Raw genomic sequence first — 15,429 nt, 5'->3', positions numbered from 1 at the left:
CTGTTATTTTACGGTGTAATAATGCTTAATTCTCCGGCAACGAATACCAGCGGCGGTACACCTTATTGAGGTAGGTAGCCAGTAGCACCAGCAACAATACCGCCCCGCCAATTTCTGCATACGCGAAATATTGCTCTACTTCTGCTCCATAATAGCTCCCATGTTGTCGATAATTTTGCTCTTTCTTTAATTCATAGATCAGATCCACCACCAGCAGGGGCAATACCGGTATCATAAAAATGAACAGATTGATCAGGATGCCATTCACTTTACTTCTTTTAGCAAGCGAGAACGTAAAGATGGTGCCCACAAAAAACAGGAGCGCGTAGCCAATCATTGAACCAATAAACATTTCAAAACCACCATTGGCCAATGACTCAATAAGCACCGTAAAAATAGTCAGCAATACACCAGTCAGCAGGGACAGGAAAAACGTACGCACGGTAGTATGTCTGAAAATAAAGACCAATAAAGAGATCACTAATGTAAAATAGTAAAACGACCGAATGATCAGCCCCAGGCTCGTATCAGAAAACGTGTCTTTTTTATTTGCGATGTTATATACACTGGTACTGATGTCAGCTATATGGTATTTCTTCCGTATTAATCCATTAGTGGTTTCTCCGGGTTCAACTTCTTCTCCATAACCAGGGTAGTATGAATTTGATTTGTTGAGGTATTTGTTTTGTAATTGCAACAATTCTTTGGCTATAGCAGTATTTTCACCAGATGCCGGTGGATTTCTGATCGACCGGTTATAGATCTCAAATGAAGATAAGAGCTTTTCTCTCGTATCACCATCCTCCATCCTATAAGCAGACACAAATAGCAGGTCGGGCGTTTGATAATCGAGGTACATGGTGTCATTTAATTTAACTACGCTATCTGCGTGCACCAGCCTGTCCTGAAAGGTAGCCGTATCCAGCTTATAAGATCCATGTGCAGGTATTACTGCCGGCTCTACAGGAGCCACTATCGTGTCATAATCCACTTCACGTGGGAGGCTGTCGGCTTTAACTTTTATATCTTTTACTGGAGCCACCGTATCATATTTCCAGGGTGTATTCAGGCGCTTATGCTCCAGCTGGCATATCCGGATATTCATGGTATTGATGTCATGTACCAATTCCTCATCGCCAAAAGCCACATTGGCCCGTATACATTCAACGGCCGGATAAACAAACGCCGATAAAACGATGATCCCCACACTAATAAAATACATCAGAAATGTTACCAGTGCGTGAAGCGGTTTGATATTCCCATACTTCTTGAACACATTGAACCGAAGCAGGTAAATGAGCCATACCGTCAATCCGATGATGTCAATGATAACTATAAAACCTATCCAGTAAGGCGCATGTGAATAGCCTGTAAGATCTATTGGCGCTACGAAACAAAGACCGGCCAGCAATAAATTATATAAAATCCCATAGTATAATACCAAATGCACCCGCGTGCTCCAGATAAGGGGTTTATTGAGTAATAATTTTTGTTCAGCTCTTTTTAGGAACCCTGGCATCAGGGGTCTGTTTATGTTCATGGGGAATAGTATTAAATAAAGCGTTTGGTTGAATGGGTAATGTCGCGGAAATAGGTAATGGGAATGTTACCTGTTACCAGCTTTGTTAAGATCTGCTGCGCCTGTAATTCTTTTGAAGTGATGGTGTAAAAACCGCCATTGAATTGCAGCTCACCGTTGCCGTTCAGGATGTTCAGCAAGGCTTCTCTATTGGCGGTAGTTTCCAATTCAATCACAAAAGCAGCGGCTGTTTTTTCCTGCTCACCTGTTCTGAATAAACAGGACCCATTTTTTATAAGCAGTACCGTATCGGCAATTTTTTCCACTTCATGCAACTGCTGTGAGCTGAGCAGAATACCCATAGGGTTGTGTACCGATTTGGCCATGAATCGCAGGTCGGTAAGAATGCTTTGCTGTGCATTGATATCGAGGTTGGCCAGCGGTTCATCGAGGATGAGTAAGCGCGGTTTTTGTAATAAGATGCGGGCTATTTCAAACCGGGTGCGGTAACCACTGCTGATCTGTGTCCAGGTAAGGTGCGCATAGGGCGTAAGATCCAGTCGCTCCAACATAAAATCGACCATGATCCTATTCTCCTCGCCGGTAATACCCGAAATAGCGGCCGCAAAATGCAGATTGTCTTTCAATAACCCATACCACCGGGGAATGCGTTGGGGAATAAACGCCAGGTGGTGTTTTATGTCGTAATGATCGGGATGTTCCAACAGTGGGAATTCGAGGTTTCCGCCATCCAATGCCAGTTGCCCGGCCATACAACGCAACAGGGTGGTTTTACCGTTCCCGTTCTCCCCTACCACGCCCAATACATCACCGGTATTTATCTGTATGCTGATGGGTTGCAGGCTAAAGTTTCCTGAACCGTATGTTTTGCTGATGTCCCGCGCCGTTACCAACCGGGTCGATTGATAAGCAAACCGCTCCGTAACGGTATTGATCTTATTCAACAGCTGTTGGGCTGATTCAAAAAATGATGCGGGTAATTCGCCCTGTTTATATTGCCGGTAAGACTGGCTTACCCGGATGGCTTCCTGTAACAATGCCCCGTCGGCGGTGTCGAGCGAGGCATCGAGTATTCTTCTTACAGCCAGGGAATGATCATTGTGCCGGAGGTACGATTGAATTTCTGCAATTCTTGTATGCATGGGGTTATTTGGTTGGCATAAAGATGCAAGAAATTGGTCAAATGTGCAAGCAGGCCCCCCACCAACCTCTCCGCCAGCTGGCGGAGAGGCAAGGAGGCGCTTGCTACTAATCAAGCCATAGCTCCGTTTATGCCAATGGTTTGTCCACTGATCCATTTGGCATCATCACTGGCCAGGAAAACGATCACTTTGGCTATATCATCTACTTCACCGAGGCGGTTAAACGCATTGAGCGAAGCCAGCCGATCGATCATTTCCTGTGTTTTTCCTTTTATAAATAATTCGGTATTGGTGGGACCGGGCAATACTGCATTTACGGTTATACCTCTGGCGCCCATTTCTTTGGCAAATACACGTGTTAGTTGTTCAACAGCACCTTTGGTGGCCACATAAGTTGCGTAAGTGGGGATCATGGCCCGGGTCAATGTGGTGGAAGTATTTATAATAGTTCCCCCATTGGCCAGTTTGGTGGCGGCTTCGCGCAGCGTATTGAAAGTGCCGCGTACATTCACTTCAAACTGACGGTTAAAATCTTCGTCGGTAGTGTCTTTCAACAGCTTTGTGATCATAATACCTGCATTGTTGATGAGCACGTCAATTCTGCCATAATGCGCAATGGCAGCATCGAACAGCGCGGTTACTTCGGCAGCCTTACTCACATCTGCTTTCAGGGCAATGGCATCGCCGCCCATGTCTTTTAACTCTTTTACTGTTTGGTCGGCTTCGGCCTGGTTGCCGGCATAATTGATAATTACTTTGGCGCCCTGACCGACTAATTTTTTGGCTACTGCGGCGCCAATACCTCTTGAAGCGCCGGTCACTAAAATTACTTTATTGCTTAACGAGTTCATAACTATGTAGTTTTTGTTTGTTGTTGTTTTGATTGTTGTTTATGATAAAGTGCAACTGCTGCTATTGATTAGCGCCGCCGTTCACCAGCAGGTGCTGACCATTTACAAAAGAAGACAGCGGGCTGGCAAAGAACTCAGCGATGTTGGCTACGTCTTCTACTTCAGCGAGGCGCCCCATGGGACAGCTATCGAGCAGTGATTTTCTCAGCTCGGGATAACTATTTGGATCAGCGAAGATACCGGAATGGTCTACGGCGAAAGGAATAATGGAATTAACTGTTACACCCCGATGGCCAATTTCTTGTGACAATACATTCACCAGGTAGCGGGGAACGGTTTTGCTGCCGCCGTATACGGCCATACCTTTTACCGGGAAGGCGGTGGTGCTGGAGGCTACGTAAATGATACGGCCATTGTCTTCTACGTTGAGTGCTGCCTGTTGCATAGTGAAGTAAGAGCCTTTTGAGTTGATGGAGAACAGGCGGTCAAACTGTTCTTCGGTAAATTCGGTAACCGGTGTTTCCACCATTTCAATACCGGCATTGGCAACGACGATATCAATTTTACCAAAGGCTTTTTTTGCTTCCTCAAACAGGCGTTTGATCTCCGCTACCTTGCTTACATCGGCCTGAATGGCAATAACCTGAACGCCCAGGGCTTTGATGTTCTTCACTACTTCTTCGGCCGAAGCCTTGTCGCGGGAATAGTTGATAACAATGTCGGCGCCTAAGGAGGCATAACGTTCTGCAATGGCTTTACCTAAACCTCTGGCTGATCCGGTAATTAAGGCAACTTTGTTTTTTAATGAAGTGCTCATAAGAAATGTTTTAAATGTTTGTATTTGTGTTTTGATTGTGTACGATTGATGACACAAAGTTGGCGCAGGAACGCCCCTTCACACGTACAAGGATTTAAGCAAGAGTTGCAAATATCTAAGGCCGGAAAAAATAAAGCGGGAAAAAAGTTCCCGACGATCCCGATAGAGATCGGTACGCCGGGACTTGAAAACGTCGGGATTTTATAGCTCTGATGTTACGTCTTCGCTACCTTTTGCTACCATCGACCGTTTTTATATGAGACCACCCGATGAAATATCTTATTAGTAACCTGGTGTTTGTGCCAGGTTCGGATTTGCCAGTATATCTGTTTTGGGTATTGGCCAGTATTGCATGAAAGGTAACCAGGCGCTTCCTTTCTGCGGTGCTACCGCAGCCATCAACCCATCGATGGCATCGGTGCGTTTCAGATCAAAAAAGCGGTGGCCCATTTCCGTAAAGAACTCCACCCTTCGTTCTTTCATAATGGCATTCAGCATGGCTGGTTTGTCTGAAGCAGTCGTTGTTGACAAGCCTGCCCGGTTACGGATCACATTTACATCGCTCTCCGCACTGTTGCCGCCTGTTATTTTATCCTGCCGGGCCCTTGCTTCGGCCCTGATCAGGTATTGTTCGGCCAGGCGAAAGACCGCCAGGTATTCATTAGCCGTAGTGCCGGCCCTTATTTTATATTTTGCCGGATAATAATAATCCATCGCCGGCGTACCAGATGTTGCCTTACCTACCCAGTTGGTATATCGCACATCATTGGTTTCAAAACTGTTCACCAGTAATGTCGACAACGTAGCATTGATCGCATGTGCGCCCGGTACCCAGTCGGGTTCCATCAAAAAATCCGGAGCATCGCTGACTGCGAAATTAACAGGCGCCAATCCCCAGATCATTTCCCGGCTGTGCTGACCAAACACCGCCGCCGGCGCTTCCAGTTGAAAGGTTACACCGCTGTTGATGATGGCACTTGCCTGCGCTTCCGCATTGGCCCAGTCTTTTGTATACAGGTAAACACGCGCCAGTAATGCGGTAACTGCATATTTATTCGGCCGGCCCCTGTCTAACGTTATATTGCCATTTGCATCCCGGTACTCTACCGGTAACAAAGTCTGTGCTTCTTTCAGGTCTTTTAGGATCTGGCTGTACACTTCATTTTGCGGGCTTCGTACCAATTGATTATTGAGGTGGTAATCCGAACTAATAGCGAGCGCCGCCTTCCCAAACAAATTCGTTAGATAGAAATACATAAAGCCCCGCAGAAACAACGCTTCTCCCAACCATTGATCACGCCTGAACAGGTTTGTATTATTCCTGATATTTTCGATAGCCACGTTGGCTACATAGATCTGTGAATAAAGTTGCGACCAGTACCAGCCACTGATACTTTCGTTCAGGGCATTGGTATAAAACGCCTGCTGAAAGTCCGTTGACCCTACCAGCCCTTTTACCGCAACCATGTCATCGGTGTACAGCGATGTACAACAGGGTATACCATACGACCCTTCGAAGAAGCGGGCATTCACAAACCTCGAATATATACCGCTTATTACCCCCGATGCTGCATTGTCATTGGCATAAGCCGCCGAACCGGTTATTTTATCTGTGGGCAATGGTACCTGCATATATTTCTTGCACCCTGTGCATACCACTACGCCCAGCAAAACGAGATATGTAAATCGACCGGACTTCATATTCATTTCATTTAAAGGCTAATGTTGATGCCACCAGTTAATACCTTCAATGGCGCCATAGCCGAATAGGACAGGTTTTCCGGATCAAGGTCTTTATACTTCGATATAGTGAGCAGGTTTTCGCCCTGCATATATATGGTCAGGCCAGACAGCCCTGCTTTTTTTTTCAACCAGTCCCGGTCAACCTTGTATGCCAGGTACAGGTTGCGCAACCGGGCGTATGCTGCGGGCTCATAAGCACCGGTGCTGGCCCTGTAAGTCAGTGTGCTTATACGACTAAGTATGGTTTGAGAAGCTTTTGCTACGTCTGTGACATCACCTTTCTTTTGCCAGCGTCTGAGCGCCGCTACCGGAAAGTTATTGTCGAAGGCTCCCGGCATTCCTATTTGCTGTGCCTGAAAATTAAGGCCCAGCCGGTTTATAAAAGTGAAAAGGAATTCGAGTGTAAACCGCTTCCAGGAAATACTGTTCCGCAAACCACCAATGTACTTCGGTGCCAGGTCCAGGTTTTCCGTTTTATCTTCATCCGTCAGTTGCTGTGGACTAAAGAAAGGCAAAAACTCACCCTGCTCACCTTTTGCATTGATAAAATTATGCGATCCTGTTTCGGGGTTCACCCCGGCATATTTATACAATCGTTTATTCCCCAGTGATTTTCCTACAACCAGGTTGCCATCAAACTCGTTCAATGCGTCGTTGCTGCCCGGAAACGAAATCAGTTTGTTGTTGTTCCAGGAAATATTGAACATTGTTTTCCACGTAAAATCTTTTGTATCGATGTTCCTGGTGGTGAGCATTATTTCCAACCCACGGTTCTGGACCAGCGCCGGTGAATTCAACCGGATGAGATTAAACCCTGTAACCGACGACAACTGCTGTGCCACCAGCTGATTGGTGCATTTATTATTATAGGCACTTATTTCCAGTACTATCCTTCCTTTAAAAAATCCCAGTTCAAGTCCCAGCTCTTTTTTCCGGTTCAACTCCCATTCCAGATCGGGATTAGGCAGAGCCAGTGGAAAAGCGATGGTACTCCCCTGGTATTGATTGGGCAACAGCTGATAGCGGTCCAGGTACTGGTAATCTGCTATGCCATCTCCCCCTGTGACGCCGATGCTTCCGCGCAGTTTGCCAAAACTGAGGAACCGCAGGTGCTGTTTAATAAATCCCTCCTCACTAAATATCCAGGCGGCACCTATGGAACCAAAATTCCCGAATGGTTTGTTTGGCCCAAACCGGGAAGAACCATCCCGGGTACCATTTAAATTAAGGATGTATTTCTGGTCCCACATATAATTGATGCGGGCAAAAAAACCAACCTGTTTATTAAGTGTTCTTACATATGTAGTAGTCACCTTATTCCCTGCTGCAGGATTTTCCAACAAGGCATCGGAAAAAAAACCGGTGCCGGTAATCGTGCTGCTATTCTGCAATCCATCCTGAACCCGCGCGCCGCCGGTAAGGGTGATGGTACCTTTCGGAAAGAGAGTCCCCGTATAAGAAATATAGGGATCCGCATTTACTATCCGGTTCGAAAACTGTTCCAGCGAACTGGTTGTTTGCGCGGCCGGCATATCGTTAGGATTAAAATAAGCTGTTGGCTTGGCCAGTAATTCCCGGCCCGAGATATGGTTGTATCCTAATGACAGATTAATATTAAATCCTTTGAACGGATTGTACTTAAGCATTGTGTTGGTCAGCAGGGTATTCACTACTGTTTTATCGGTCATATACAGGGGTGCTGCCGCACCGCCGCCTTCATCCCAGTTCAACTTTCCATCGGCGGTAAATAAGGGTGGCGCATTGGGCGCCTGTACCACCATCAGGTCGGTTGAAAAATCATACGGCACCATGTCGTTTACACTGGTAGAATAATTACTGGTCATACTCACCGTGAATTTCTGATTGGCAGTGCCGGTATTTAAATTGAAATTTAGTCCGCCATTTTGTAACGCGCCCTGCACGTGGTGAATACCGTATTGTTTGTTATAACCGGCCCCAATCATATAATTGGTATTGCCACTGCCGCCAGAAAAATTCACATCTGTTTTGGTTGTAAAAGCTTGCCGGCCCATCACTTCATCTAACCAGTTTGTATAGCGGGTAGTATCCCAGTTGCCGTTTATATCGTAATCGAATGCACCGGGTGTTGCTCCATCGTTCTTAAATGCTTCCCTTCGCAACATCAGGTAATCCTGGGTGTTCATCAGCTTTGGCGATACTCCTCTTACGCTTACCCCCGCATATGAATTTACTTCCAGGTGCGGCGTACCTGCTTTGCCTTTACGGGTGGTGATCAGTACTACACCATAAGCACCGCGGGAACCATAGATGGCAGTAGCGTCTGCATCTTTCAACACTTCCACACTTTCAATGATCGCCGGGTCAATATAATTCAGTGGATTGCCGCCAAACAATGCCATATTCAACAAGGGCAACCGCGCGCCGGCGGGATAGGTAACCCCATCGATCACAAACAAAGGCTGGTTCTCGTTGAATCCGCTTTGGCCTCTTACCTGTACGGTGAATGAACCGCCCGGCATACCGGTGTTTTGAGTAATAAACAAACCCGGCACCAGTCCCTGCAAAGCCTGTAATACGTTCGTTACCGGGTGTGTTTTAATATCCGCCGCTTTAACCGTTGTTACGTTACCTGTATTAAATCGTTTACTTACTTTCCCATAGGCAATCACCTGTGCTTCATCGAGCCGGGTGTCGTTTTCCTTCAAGGTGATCTGTAAAGCATTGCGCCCGCTCACGTCTACCGCTGTGTGTTCATATCCGGCATAGGATATATCCAGCCGGGCATTCCGCGGTATACTTCGTAATTCAAATGATCCTTTGGCATCGGTAGTGGTACCGCGGGTAGTATTGTTCAACACTACCGAAGCGCCCACCAGGGCTTCTCCCCGGCCCCGTACCGTTCCTCTCAGGTCCATCAACCCATCGTCTTCCGGCGGCGTTATGATCATTGCTGCCGGATAGGTCAATGGCTTTCGCTTTATTACAATGATATTCGAGATCATTGTATAGGTCACTGGCTGATCCTTGAAAACAATGCGCAGTACCTCCTGCAAGGGCGCATTGTTTACATGGATATTCACTGGCTTTGCATCACGCAACAATTCGTTAGTAAATATGAAATTGATCCCCGTCTGTTTTCTAATTGATAAAAAGACCTTGCTCAAAGGCATAGCCCTGCCCGTAAGCGTAACTGTTTGTGAGAAACCTGTTGCACTGATCATCAGACATACCGCGAGTAATATGATAGCTATGCGTTTCATGTTACCTGCTTACACTCACCTTTTTTCCGTTAATGGTAAAATGTATGCCCCCTGACTCTTCCATCACTTTTAGTAAAGTTGAAATGGGTACATTTTTAGGCAGTGTGCCGGTAATATGCTTGTCTATTTTGCCCACAAATACTATGTCCACATCATACCACCGGCTTACCTGCCTCATGACCGTCTCCATGTCCGTATTTTCAAACCAGAATAGGTTGTTTTTCCAGGCAATTATTTCGTCTGTCTGAACCGGGATGGGTTGGGATAGGTGGGATGACTGGGAGAGGGATACCTGTTCGCCAGGTCTCAGCATTTCCCATTCGCCATTCATCATCGACGACATTTTCACCTTTCCTTCCAGCAGCGTTGTTTTTATAACAGCCTCATCTTCGTACGCGTTAATGTTGAAATGCGTACCTAATACTTCCACCTCGCCCCCATTGACCAGTTTAACTTTGAATGGTTTGGTTGCGTTCTTCGCTACTTCGAAATAAGCTTCTCCCGTTAACTCCACCTTTCTTTCTTCGCCGGTAAATGTTACCGGATATTTCAAAGTGGATAAGGCATTTAACCACACCTTTGTTCCATCATTCAATTGTATACTTATTTTACCGCCCTTTGCTGTAGCCAGGGTGTTGTATAAAATGTTCCCGGTATTTTTCTTTACTGAATTATAGATCAACTCATCACCTGCAGCCTTACTAATATTGGCGCTGCCTTCTTCTGCCAGCTTTCCGTTTTGTGCATTGTCTACTATGATCTCCGATCCGTTCGTCAGTTTTAGAATGGTATGGGTACCTGTTGGGGCAGGAACATCTTCTTTCGATTGTTTGGCTACCGCAGGTTGACTGGTTGTTTTGCCTGCCGGTATCAGATAATAATATACTGCCATTGACAAACCGATCACGACAATTGCTGCTGCGGCAAACTTCATCCAACTGCCAAACCGCACTACCCTGCCGGCTTTTTGCAATGGATACAAATGCGCCCATTCGCCGGATGTTTCTGCCGAACCATTTGCCACGTCCCATTCTTCCTGCAACCATTCCTGAATAATGTCATTCTCTGCCGCCTGCTCAAAATAGCCAATGCATTCATTAAACTCCTCGTACGTACAGGTGTTAGCTGCGTACTTTTCCAACAAATACCTCAGTCTGGAGCGGTCGGGTTGCATGTGCTTTAATTAGGATACATTACAAGGACGCAGCAGCGGAAAGAAAGGACTGCCTGTTTGTAATATTTTTTTACTTTTTTAGAAAATGCATGATAACCAACATAATAGCCGTATCTGTATGGCGTTGGAGAAATTCTTTTATGTGGCGAAGTGTTTCAACCAGGTGATTTTTGACCGTGCTTTTTGATAATCCCAGCTTTTCGGCTATTTCTTCATGAGTAAGTCCTTCGTACCGGCTTAACTGAAAAATAGTCTGTTTCTGTGTAGACAATTGTTCAATAGCTGCCGACACCAGTCTGCGGCTTTCACTGGCGTCTATATGTTCTTCGGTACTGTTTTGGCTTTCGCTGATGTTTTTCCAAACCGCATGCTTCACTTTTGCTTCGGTGGTCATGCGCCGAAAATGGTCCATGACCTTGTTGCGGGCGATAATAAATAAGTAGCCGCCGAAATCTTCTACGTTAGCCATGGATGCCCGGTTGGTCCAGATCTTCAGAAAACTATCCTGTACCAGTTCTTCTGCCTGCGTTTGCGATTTGGTCATGCCAATTACAAATGCCAGCAATTTGGGTGTGTACCATTCAAACAACACCCTGAATGCTTCCTCGTCACCCGACGAAAGCCGTTGAACCAATGCTGCCTCTTGCTGTAATGTGTGATTGGACATGTGGGTGAAATGATTGGGCGCACAAAATACATGATTAATTTATTATACATATCTAATCCGCAACCCTATTTTCCCCGTCCTGTACTGTCTGCTAAAACATTCTACGTTGTATCTTCAATGTCTAATCAAATTGATCATGATAATCACCTCAAAGAAATTGGCATTGCTTGCTTTATGGTATGGCTGTAGCTTAACAGGAAACGCTCAAAACAATCGTTCTTCAGATACCAGTATTATAGCCGATGGCGCTGCTCCGCGCCTCATCTCCCGGCAATTCAGTTTTACTGAAGGCCCGGCCACCGACAGCAAAGGAAATATTTACTTTACCGATCAGCCCAATAACAAAATATGGAAATACAGCATCGACGGCAACCTGTCTGTTTTCCTCGACAGCGCCGGCCGTTCGAATGGCATGTATTTCGACAGAAAGGGCAACCTGATCTCCTGCGCCGATGAACAGAACCAGCTTTGGTCAATTGACCGGAATAAAAAAATTACCGTGCTCATCAATGACCTGAATGGGCAAAAGCTGAATGGCCCCAATGATGTGTGGGTATCGCCGGGCGGCAATATTTATTTCACCGATCCCTATTATCAGCGAAGCTGGTGGACGAGGACCAAACCCGACATGGAGGCCGAGAAGGTATATGTGCTGATGCGTGGAAGCAAAAACCCGCAACCATTAATTGACAGTATGAAACGCCCCAATGGCATTGTGGGCACACTCGATGGAAAGCAATTATACGTGTCAGACCTCAATGGAAATAAAACTTACCGTTATACCATCAATAAAGATGGTTCCTTAAGCGACGGCCAACTGTTTGCGAATATTGGCTCTGACGGCATGACGATCGATAACAAGGGGAATGTTTACCTCACCGGTAATGGCGTTACGGTGTTCAACAACCAGGGACAACAAATCGCGCATATCAATATCCCCGAAAAATGGACAGCCAATGTTGCATTTTACGGTAAACAACGAAACAAATTATTTATCACTGCATCCGAAGCTATTTATGAATTGGATATGAAAGTAAAAGGGGTTGAGTAACCGCTACATTATGACCACGATCATTACAGAAAGCATTCATCTGAATGCTTTTTTTTATTTAAATTTAAACTACCATTCATTACCAAAACTTTAAGCCAGTGCTATTCAATTCGCTTGCCTTTCTGGTGTTCCTGCCCATTGTTTTTGGCTTATACTGGTTTGTATTTAATAAGCGCCTGTCGTGGCAAAACGGGTTGTTGCTTATTGCCAGTTATTTCTTTTATGGCTGGTGGAGCTGGCAGTTTATGGCGCTGCTTGCCCTAAGCACCTTCCTTGATTATGTTTATGGCTTTTCTGTTGCCTCGCTTAACCGAAAAAGGGCCCGCCTTTTTTTATGGCTGAGCATTATCAATAACCTCGGTATTCTGGCCGTATTCAAGTATTACAACTTCTTTGCGCTGCAATTTCAACAGGGGTTTGACACGCTGGGACTACATATACACCCCACTTTACTGGAAGTAGCGCTGCCGATCGGCATTTCCTTTTACACCTTTCATGGCATGTCGTATGTATTTGACATTTATAGAGGCAGACAAAAACCTGTTACCAATTTTATTGAGTATGCGGTCTTTGTTTCCTTTTTTCCATTACTGGTAGCAGGGCCTATTGAACGGGCCACGCACCTGCTGCCCCAGATCCAGCAAAGGCGCAGCTTCAGTTACCGGCAGGCCGCCGAAGGATGCCGGTTGATCTTATGGGGCATGTTCAAAAAGGTAGTAGTGGCCGACAGTCTTGCCGGTATAGCCGATGGCATTTTTAATAATTACACGGAACATAACGGTCTTACCCTAATACTGGGCGCCATCGCTTTCTCCTTTCAGATCTATGGTGATTTCAGCGGGTATTCAGACATTGCCCTGGGTACTGCCAAATTATTCGGGTTTGAATTGTTGAGTAATTTCAAGTTCCCTTACTTTTCAAGAGACATCGCTGAGTTCTGGCGCCGGTGGCATATCTCCCTCTCTTCGTGGTTCAGGGATTACCTGTACATTCCTTTGGGTGGTTCAAAAGGCGGCAAACTCAAAGCGGTAAAAAATACCTTTATCATCTTTCTGGTCAGCGGGTTTTGGCATGGTGCCAGCTGGAATTTTATTGCCTGGGGTTTTATTCATGCCTGTGGGTTCCTGCCCCTTTTATTGATGAACCGAAACCGGACACACGTTAATGAAGTGGTGGCAGCCGACCGCCTGTTTCCCAATGGTAAAGAGCTGCTGCAAATGTTTACTACCTTTTGTTTTGTAACCTTTGCCTGGATCTTCTTCCGCATACACGATATCGCTGCGGCTTTAGATTACACAAAAAGCATTTTTACCAATTTCCATAACCAGGCTGAGGCGCTCTCGTACCTGTCTATTTTCCTTTATATAATACCACTGCTGGTGATAGACTGGCAGTTCAGAAGAAATGAAAGAAGATTGGAGATCAGAAAGCGGAACATCTTTATTGCCCTAAGCTCGAGGGTAGTGTTGTATGCTATCTATACATTGACGGCTATGTTCCTGCTGAATTCGATCATTCAAAAAGAAAATGTTTCATTCATTTATTTCCAGTTCTAATGAAGCAACTTATCATAAAAATAGTGAAGCTGTCTATTATCCCGGTGCTGGTGCTGTTGCTGATTGGAGTTCGCCAGGAACAGGACCGGATAGTGACTTATAAAAGGCAATTATTTGAGCAGAACAAGGGAAGTGTGCAATGCCTGGTAACAGGTACCAGCCATACGTTGAATGGAATAAATCCCACCTTAATGCCCATTAAAACCCTGAATCTTGCCGAAGAGGGCAAACCTATTGAACTGGACATGGAAATAATTGAGCAGAACCTGGACCAGTTGCCTCATTTAAAATACGTGATCTTCCCAATTGACTATTTCACTTTTTACTTTACCGGAATGCGGGAAGAGTCTGCCCCCAAACTGTATCACCACTGGAACCTGAAGAATGGATTTATAAAATCATATAAGTTAAAAAGATTTCACGCCCTTACCTGTGGTTTTTTGCTAAATGAACACAACACGAACGATCAAAATGATACCATTATGGGCTACCGGGCCGAATTTGCCGACCTGTCGAAAGCAGACCCTGATTACCGGTTACACAAGTACAAGCGAAAATTAATTGATTGGAACACCTACTGGATAGATACCAGCAGCGCCGGAAGGATCTATAAAAGGTTCGAAGCTTTTATTACCAAACTTCAACAAAAACAAATTCAAACCATACTGGTGACCATGCCGGTTTGCCGGCAGTTCTATCCTTACTTCGATACCAACCTGGTAAAAAAGAGCAATCAGTTGATAACCGACTTACTTCATAACACGAAGGCCAAATACATCAATCTGCAAAACGCGCCTTCCCTGTCAGCGGACAGCCTGTTCTTCGACATCGATCATTTAAACGACAAAGGTGCTACTATTGCCACTGCCATCATTAAAGATTCCATACTCAAAGTTTTTTCACCTGGATATCGCGAAACGCAATTCGCATCGGCGGGCCCACATGCACCTGAACGCCCAGATAACCGGAAAAGCGCCTATTGATGGTATCGTTGTCCGTTACATCGCTCATAAGCACGCCATTGATGTAATGCTGCAAATGATTGCCTTTTACCACAATGCGGTATTGGTTCCAGTCATCCACTTTGATCGCCGCTTTCAACTCCGCCGGGTTACCCAATGTTTCCACTACCTGTTTAGGTATCCATTGGTTGTTTTTGATCTGCGATTGTAAAGAATCAGGATTGATCTGTATGGTTGGAATGATTGTTTTCTCACCTTGAGAGGCCAGCGTGGTGCGTTTTCGTTCTTCATAATTGCTGCCGGTATAGGTATTGGGACCGTTCAGATCGGCCTGGTAACCACGCAGGGCATTGGGGGCGTCCGTCATTTTTTCACTGCGGTAATTGATGCCGCTGTTTCCCTTGGCAGATACTTTGTATTCACAGGTGAGCTCAAAATCATCGGGCATATTGCCCTGGTAGATGATAAAGCTATTCCTTTTCAACAACGTTTCCGGGGTTACCACGCCCACCAGGCAGCCACTATCAACCCGCCAGTAGGTGGGGTCCCCTACCCAATTGGTCAGCGTTTTTCCGTCGAAGATGCGAACAAAACCATCGTTGTTTTTTCCTGTAGCCTGTTTTGAGGTATGGCAACTAACTAATACTACAATTCCCAGGGCGAAGCTTATTATTTTGTGCATGG

At 45.6% G+C, this 15,429-nt stretch carries 12 protein-coding genes; 3 read left to right on the top strand and 9 right to left on the bottom strand.

The features are described 5' to 3' along the window. Positions 1 to 25: 25 nt before the first annotated feature. From BMX95_RS22325 to BMX95_RS22290, 8 genes are all read right to left on the bottom strand, one after another. Positions 26 to 1,540 (bottom strand): hypothetical protein, encoded by a 1,515-nt coding sequence (locus BMX95_RS22325; protein WP_081197745.1) that lies wholly within the window; start codon positions 1,538 to 1,540, stop codon positions 26 to 28. An 11-nt stretch (positions 1,541 to 1,551) separates the two neighbouring features. Further along, on the bottom strand, positions 1,552 to 2,682 hold the full coding sequence (locus BMX95_RS22320; RefSeq protein WP_165758817.1) for an ABC transporter ATP-binding protein: 1,131 nt from the start codon (positions 2,680 to 2,682) through the stop codon (positions 1,552 to 1,554). Between the two features lie 110 nt (positions 2,683 to 2,792). Next, the gene (locus BMX95_RS22315) at positions 2,793 to 3,533 is read right to left on the bottom strand and encodes an SDR family oxidoreductase (protein WP_081197747.1); all 741 of its coding nucleotides are present in this window, start codon (positions 3,531 to 3,533) and stop codon (positions 2,793 to 2,795) included. A gap of 61 nt (positions 3,534 to 3,594) precedes the next feature. Further along, complete coding sequence (locus tag BMX95_RS22310; RefSeq protein ID WP_081197748.1) at positions 3,595 to 4,350, bottom strand: SDR family oxidoreductase; 756 nt, start codon at positions 4,348 to 4,350, stop codon at positions 3,595 to 3,597. Between the two features lie 282 nt (positions 4,351 to 4,632). Beyond that, positions 4,633 to 6,051, bottom strand: coding sequence for a RagB/SusD family nutrient uptake outer membrane protein (locus BMX95_RS22305; protein ID WP_165758818.1), 1,419 nt, complete (start codon positions 6,049 to 6,051; stop codon positions 4,633 to 4,635). Positions 6,052 to 6,062: 11 nt separating this feature from the next. Then, entirely contained in the window at positions 6,063 to 9,335 is a 3,273-nt protein-coding gene (locus BMX95_RS22300) for a SusC/RagA family TonB-linked outer membrane protein (protein WP_081197750.1), read from the bottom strand. Position 9,336: 1 nt separating this feature from the next. Next, positions 9,337 to 10,509, bottom strand: a complete 1,173-nt coding sequence (locus tag BMX95_RS22295; protein WP_081197751.1) for a FecR family protein — start codon at positions 10,507 to 10,509, stop codon at positions 9,337 to 9,339. Between the two features lie 70 nt (positions 10,510 to 10,579). Continuing rightward, entirely contained in the window at positions 10,580 to 11,176 is a 597-nt protein-coding gene (locus BMX95_RS22290; protein WP_081197752.1) for an RNA polymerase sigma factor, read from the bottom strand. 136 nt (positions 11,177 to 11,312) lie between these two features. On the opposite strand from BMX95_RS22290, the gene BMX95_RS22285 reads away from it, so the two are divergent. The 3 genes from BMX95_RS22285 to BMX95_RS22275 all read left to right on the top strand — a co-directional run bounded on the left by BMX95_RS22285 (position 11,313) and on the right by BMX95_RS22275 (position 14,766). Continuing rightward, complete coding sequence (locus tag BMX95_RS22285; RefSeq protein ID WP_081197832.1) at positions 11,313 to 12,227, top strand: SMP-30/gluconolactonase/LRE family protein; 915 nt, start codon at positions 11,313 to 11,315, stop codon at positions 12,225 to 12,227. 98 nt (positions 12,228 to 12,325) lie between these two features. Continuing rightward, positions 12,326 to 13,783, top strand: coding sequence for an MBOAT family O-acyltransferase (locus BMX95_RS22280; protein ID WP_081197753.1), 1,458 nt, complete (start codon positions 12,326 to 12,328; stop codon positions 13,781 to 13,783). Beyond that, a complete protein-coding gene (locus BMX95_RS22275; RefSeq protein ID WP_177193710.1) occupies positions 13,783 to 14,766 on the top strand; it encodes a hypothetical protein in 984 nt (327 codons plus the stop codon). Before BMX95_RS22280 ends, BMX95_RS22275 begins: the two co-directional genes overlap by 1 nt. Here the strand turns inward: BMX95_RS22275 and BMX95_RS22270 are convergent. Then, complete coding sequence (locus BMX95_RS22270) at positions 14,672 to 15,427, bottom strand: 3-keto-disaccharide hydrolase (RefSeq protein ID WP_081197754.1); 756 nt, start codon at positions 15,425 to 15,427, stop codon at positions 14,672 to 14,674. The two genes, BMX95_RS22275 and BMX95_RS22270, sit on opposite strands and share 95 nt — an antisense overlap. Between the last annotated feature and the right edge of the window lie 2 nt (positions 15,428 to 15,429).

Origin of the sequence: Niastella yeongjuensis (genome assembly GCF_900110245.1) — a bacterium.
Taxonomy (GTDB): Bacteria; Bacteroidota; Bacteroidia; order Chitinophagales; family Chitinophagaceae; genus Niastella; species Niastella yeongjuensis.
This window is presented reverse-complemented; position numbering and strand designations above follow the sequence as displayed.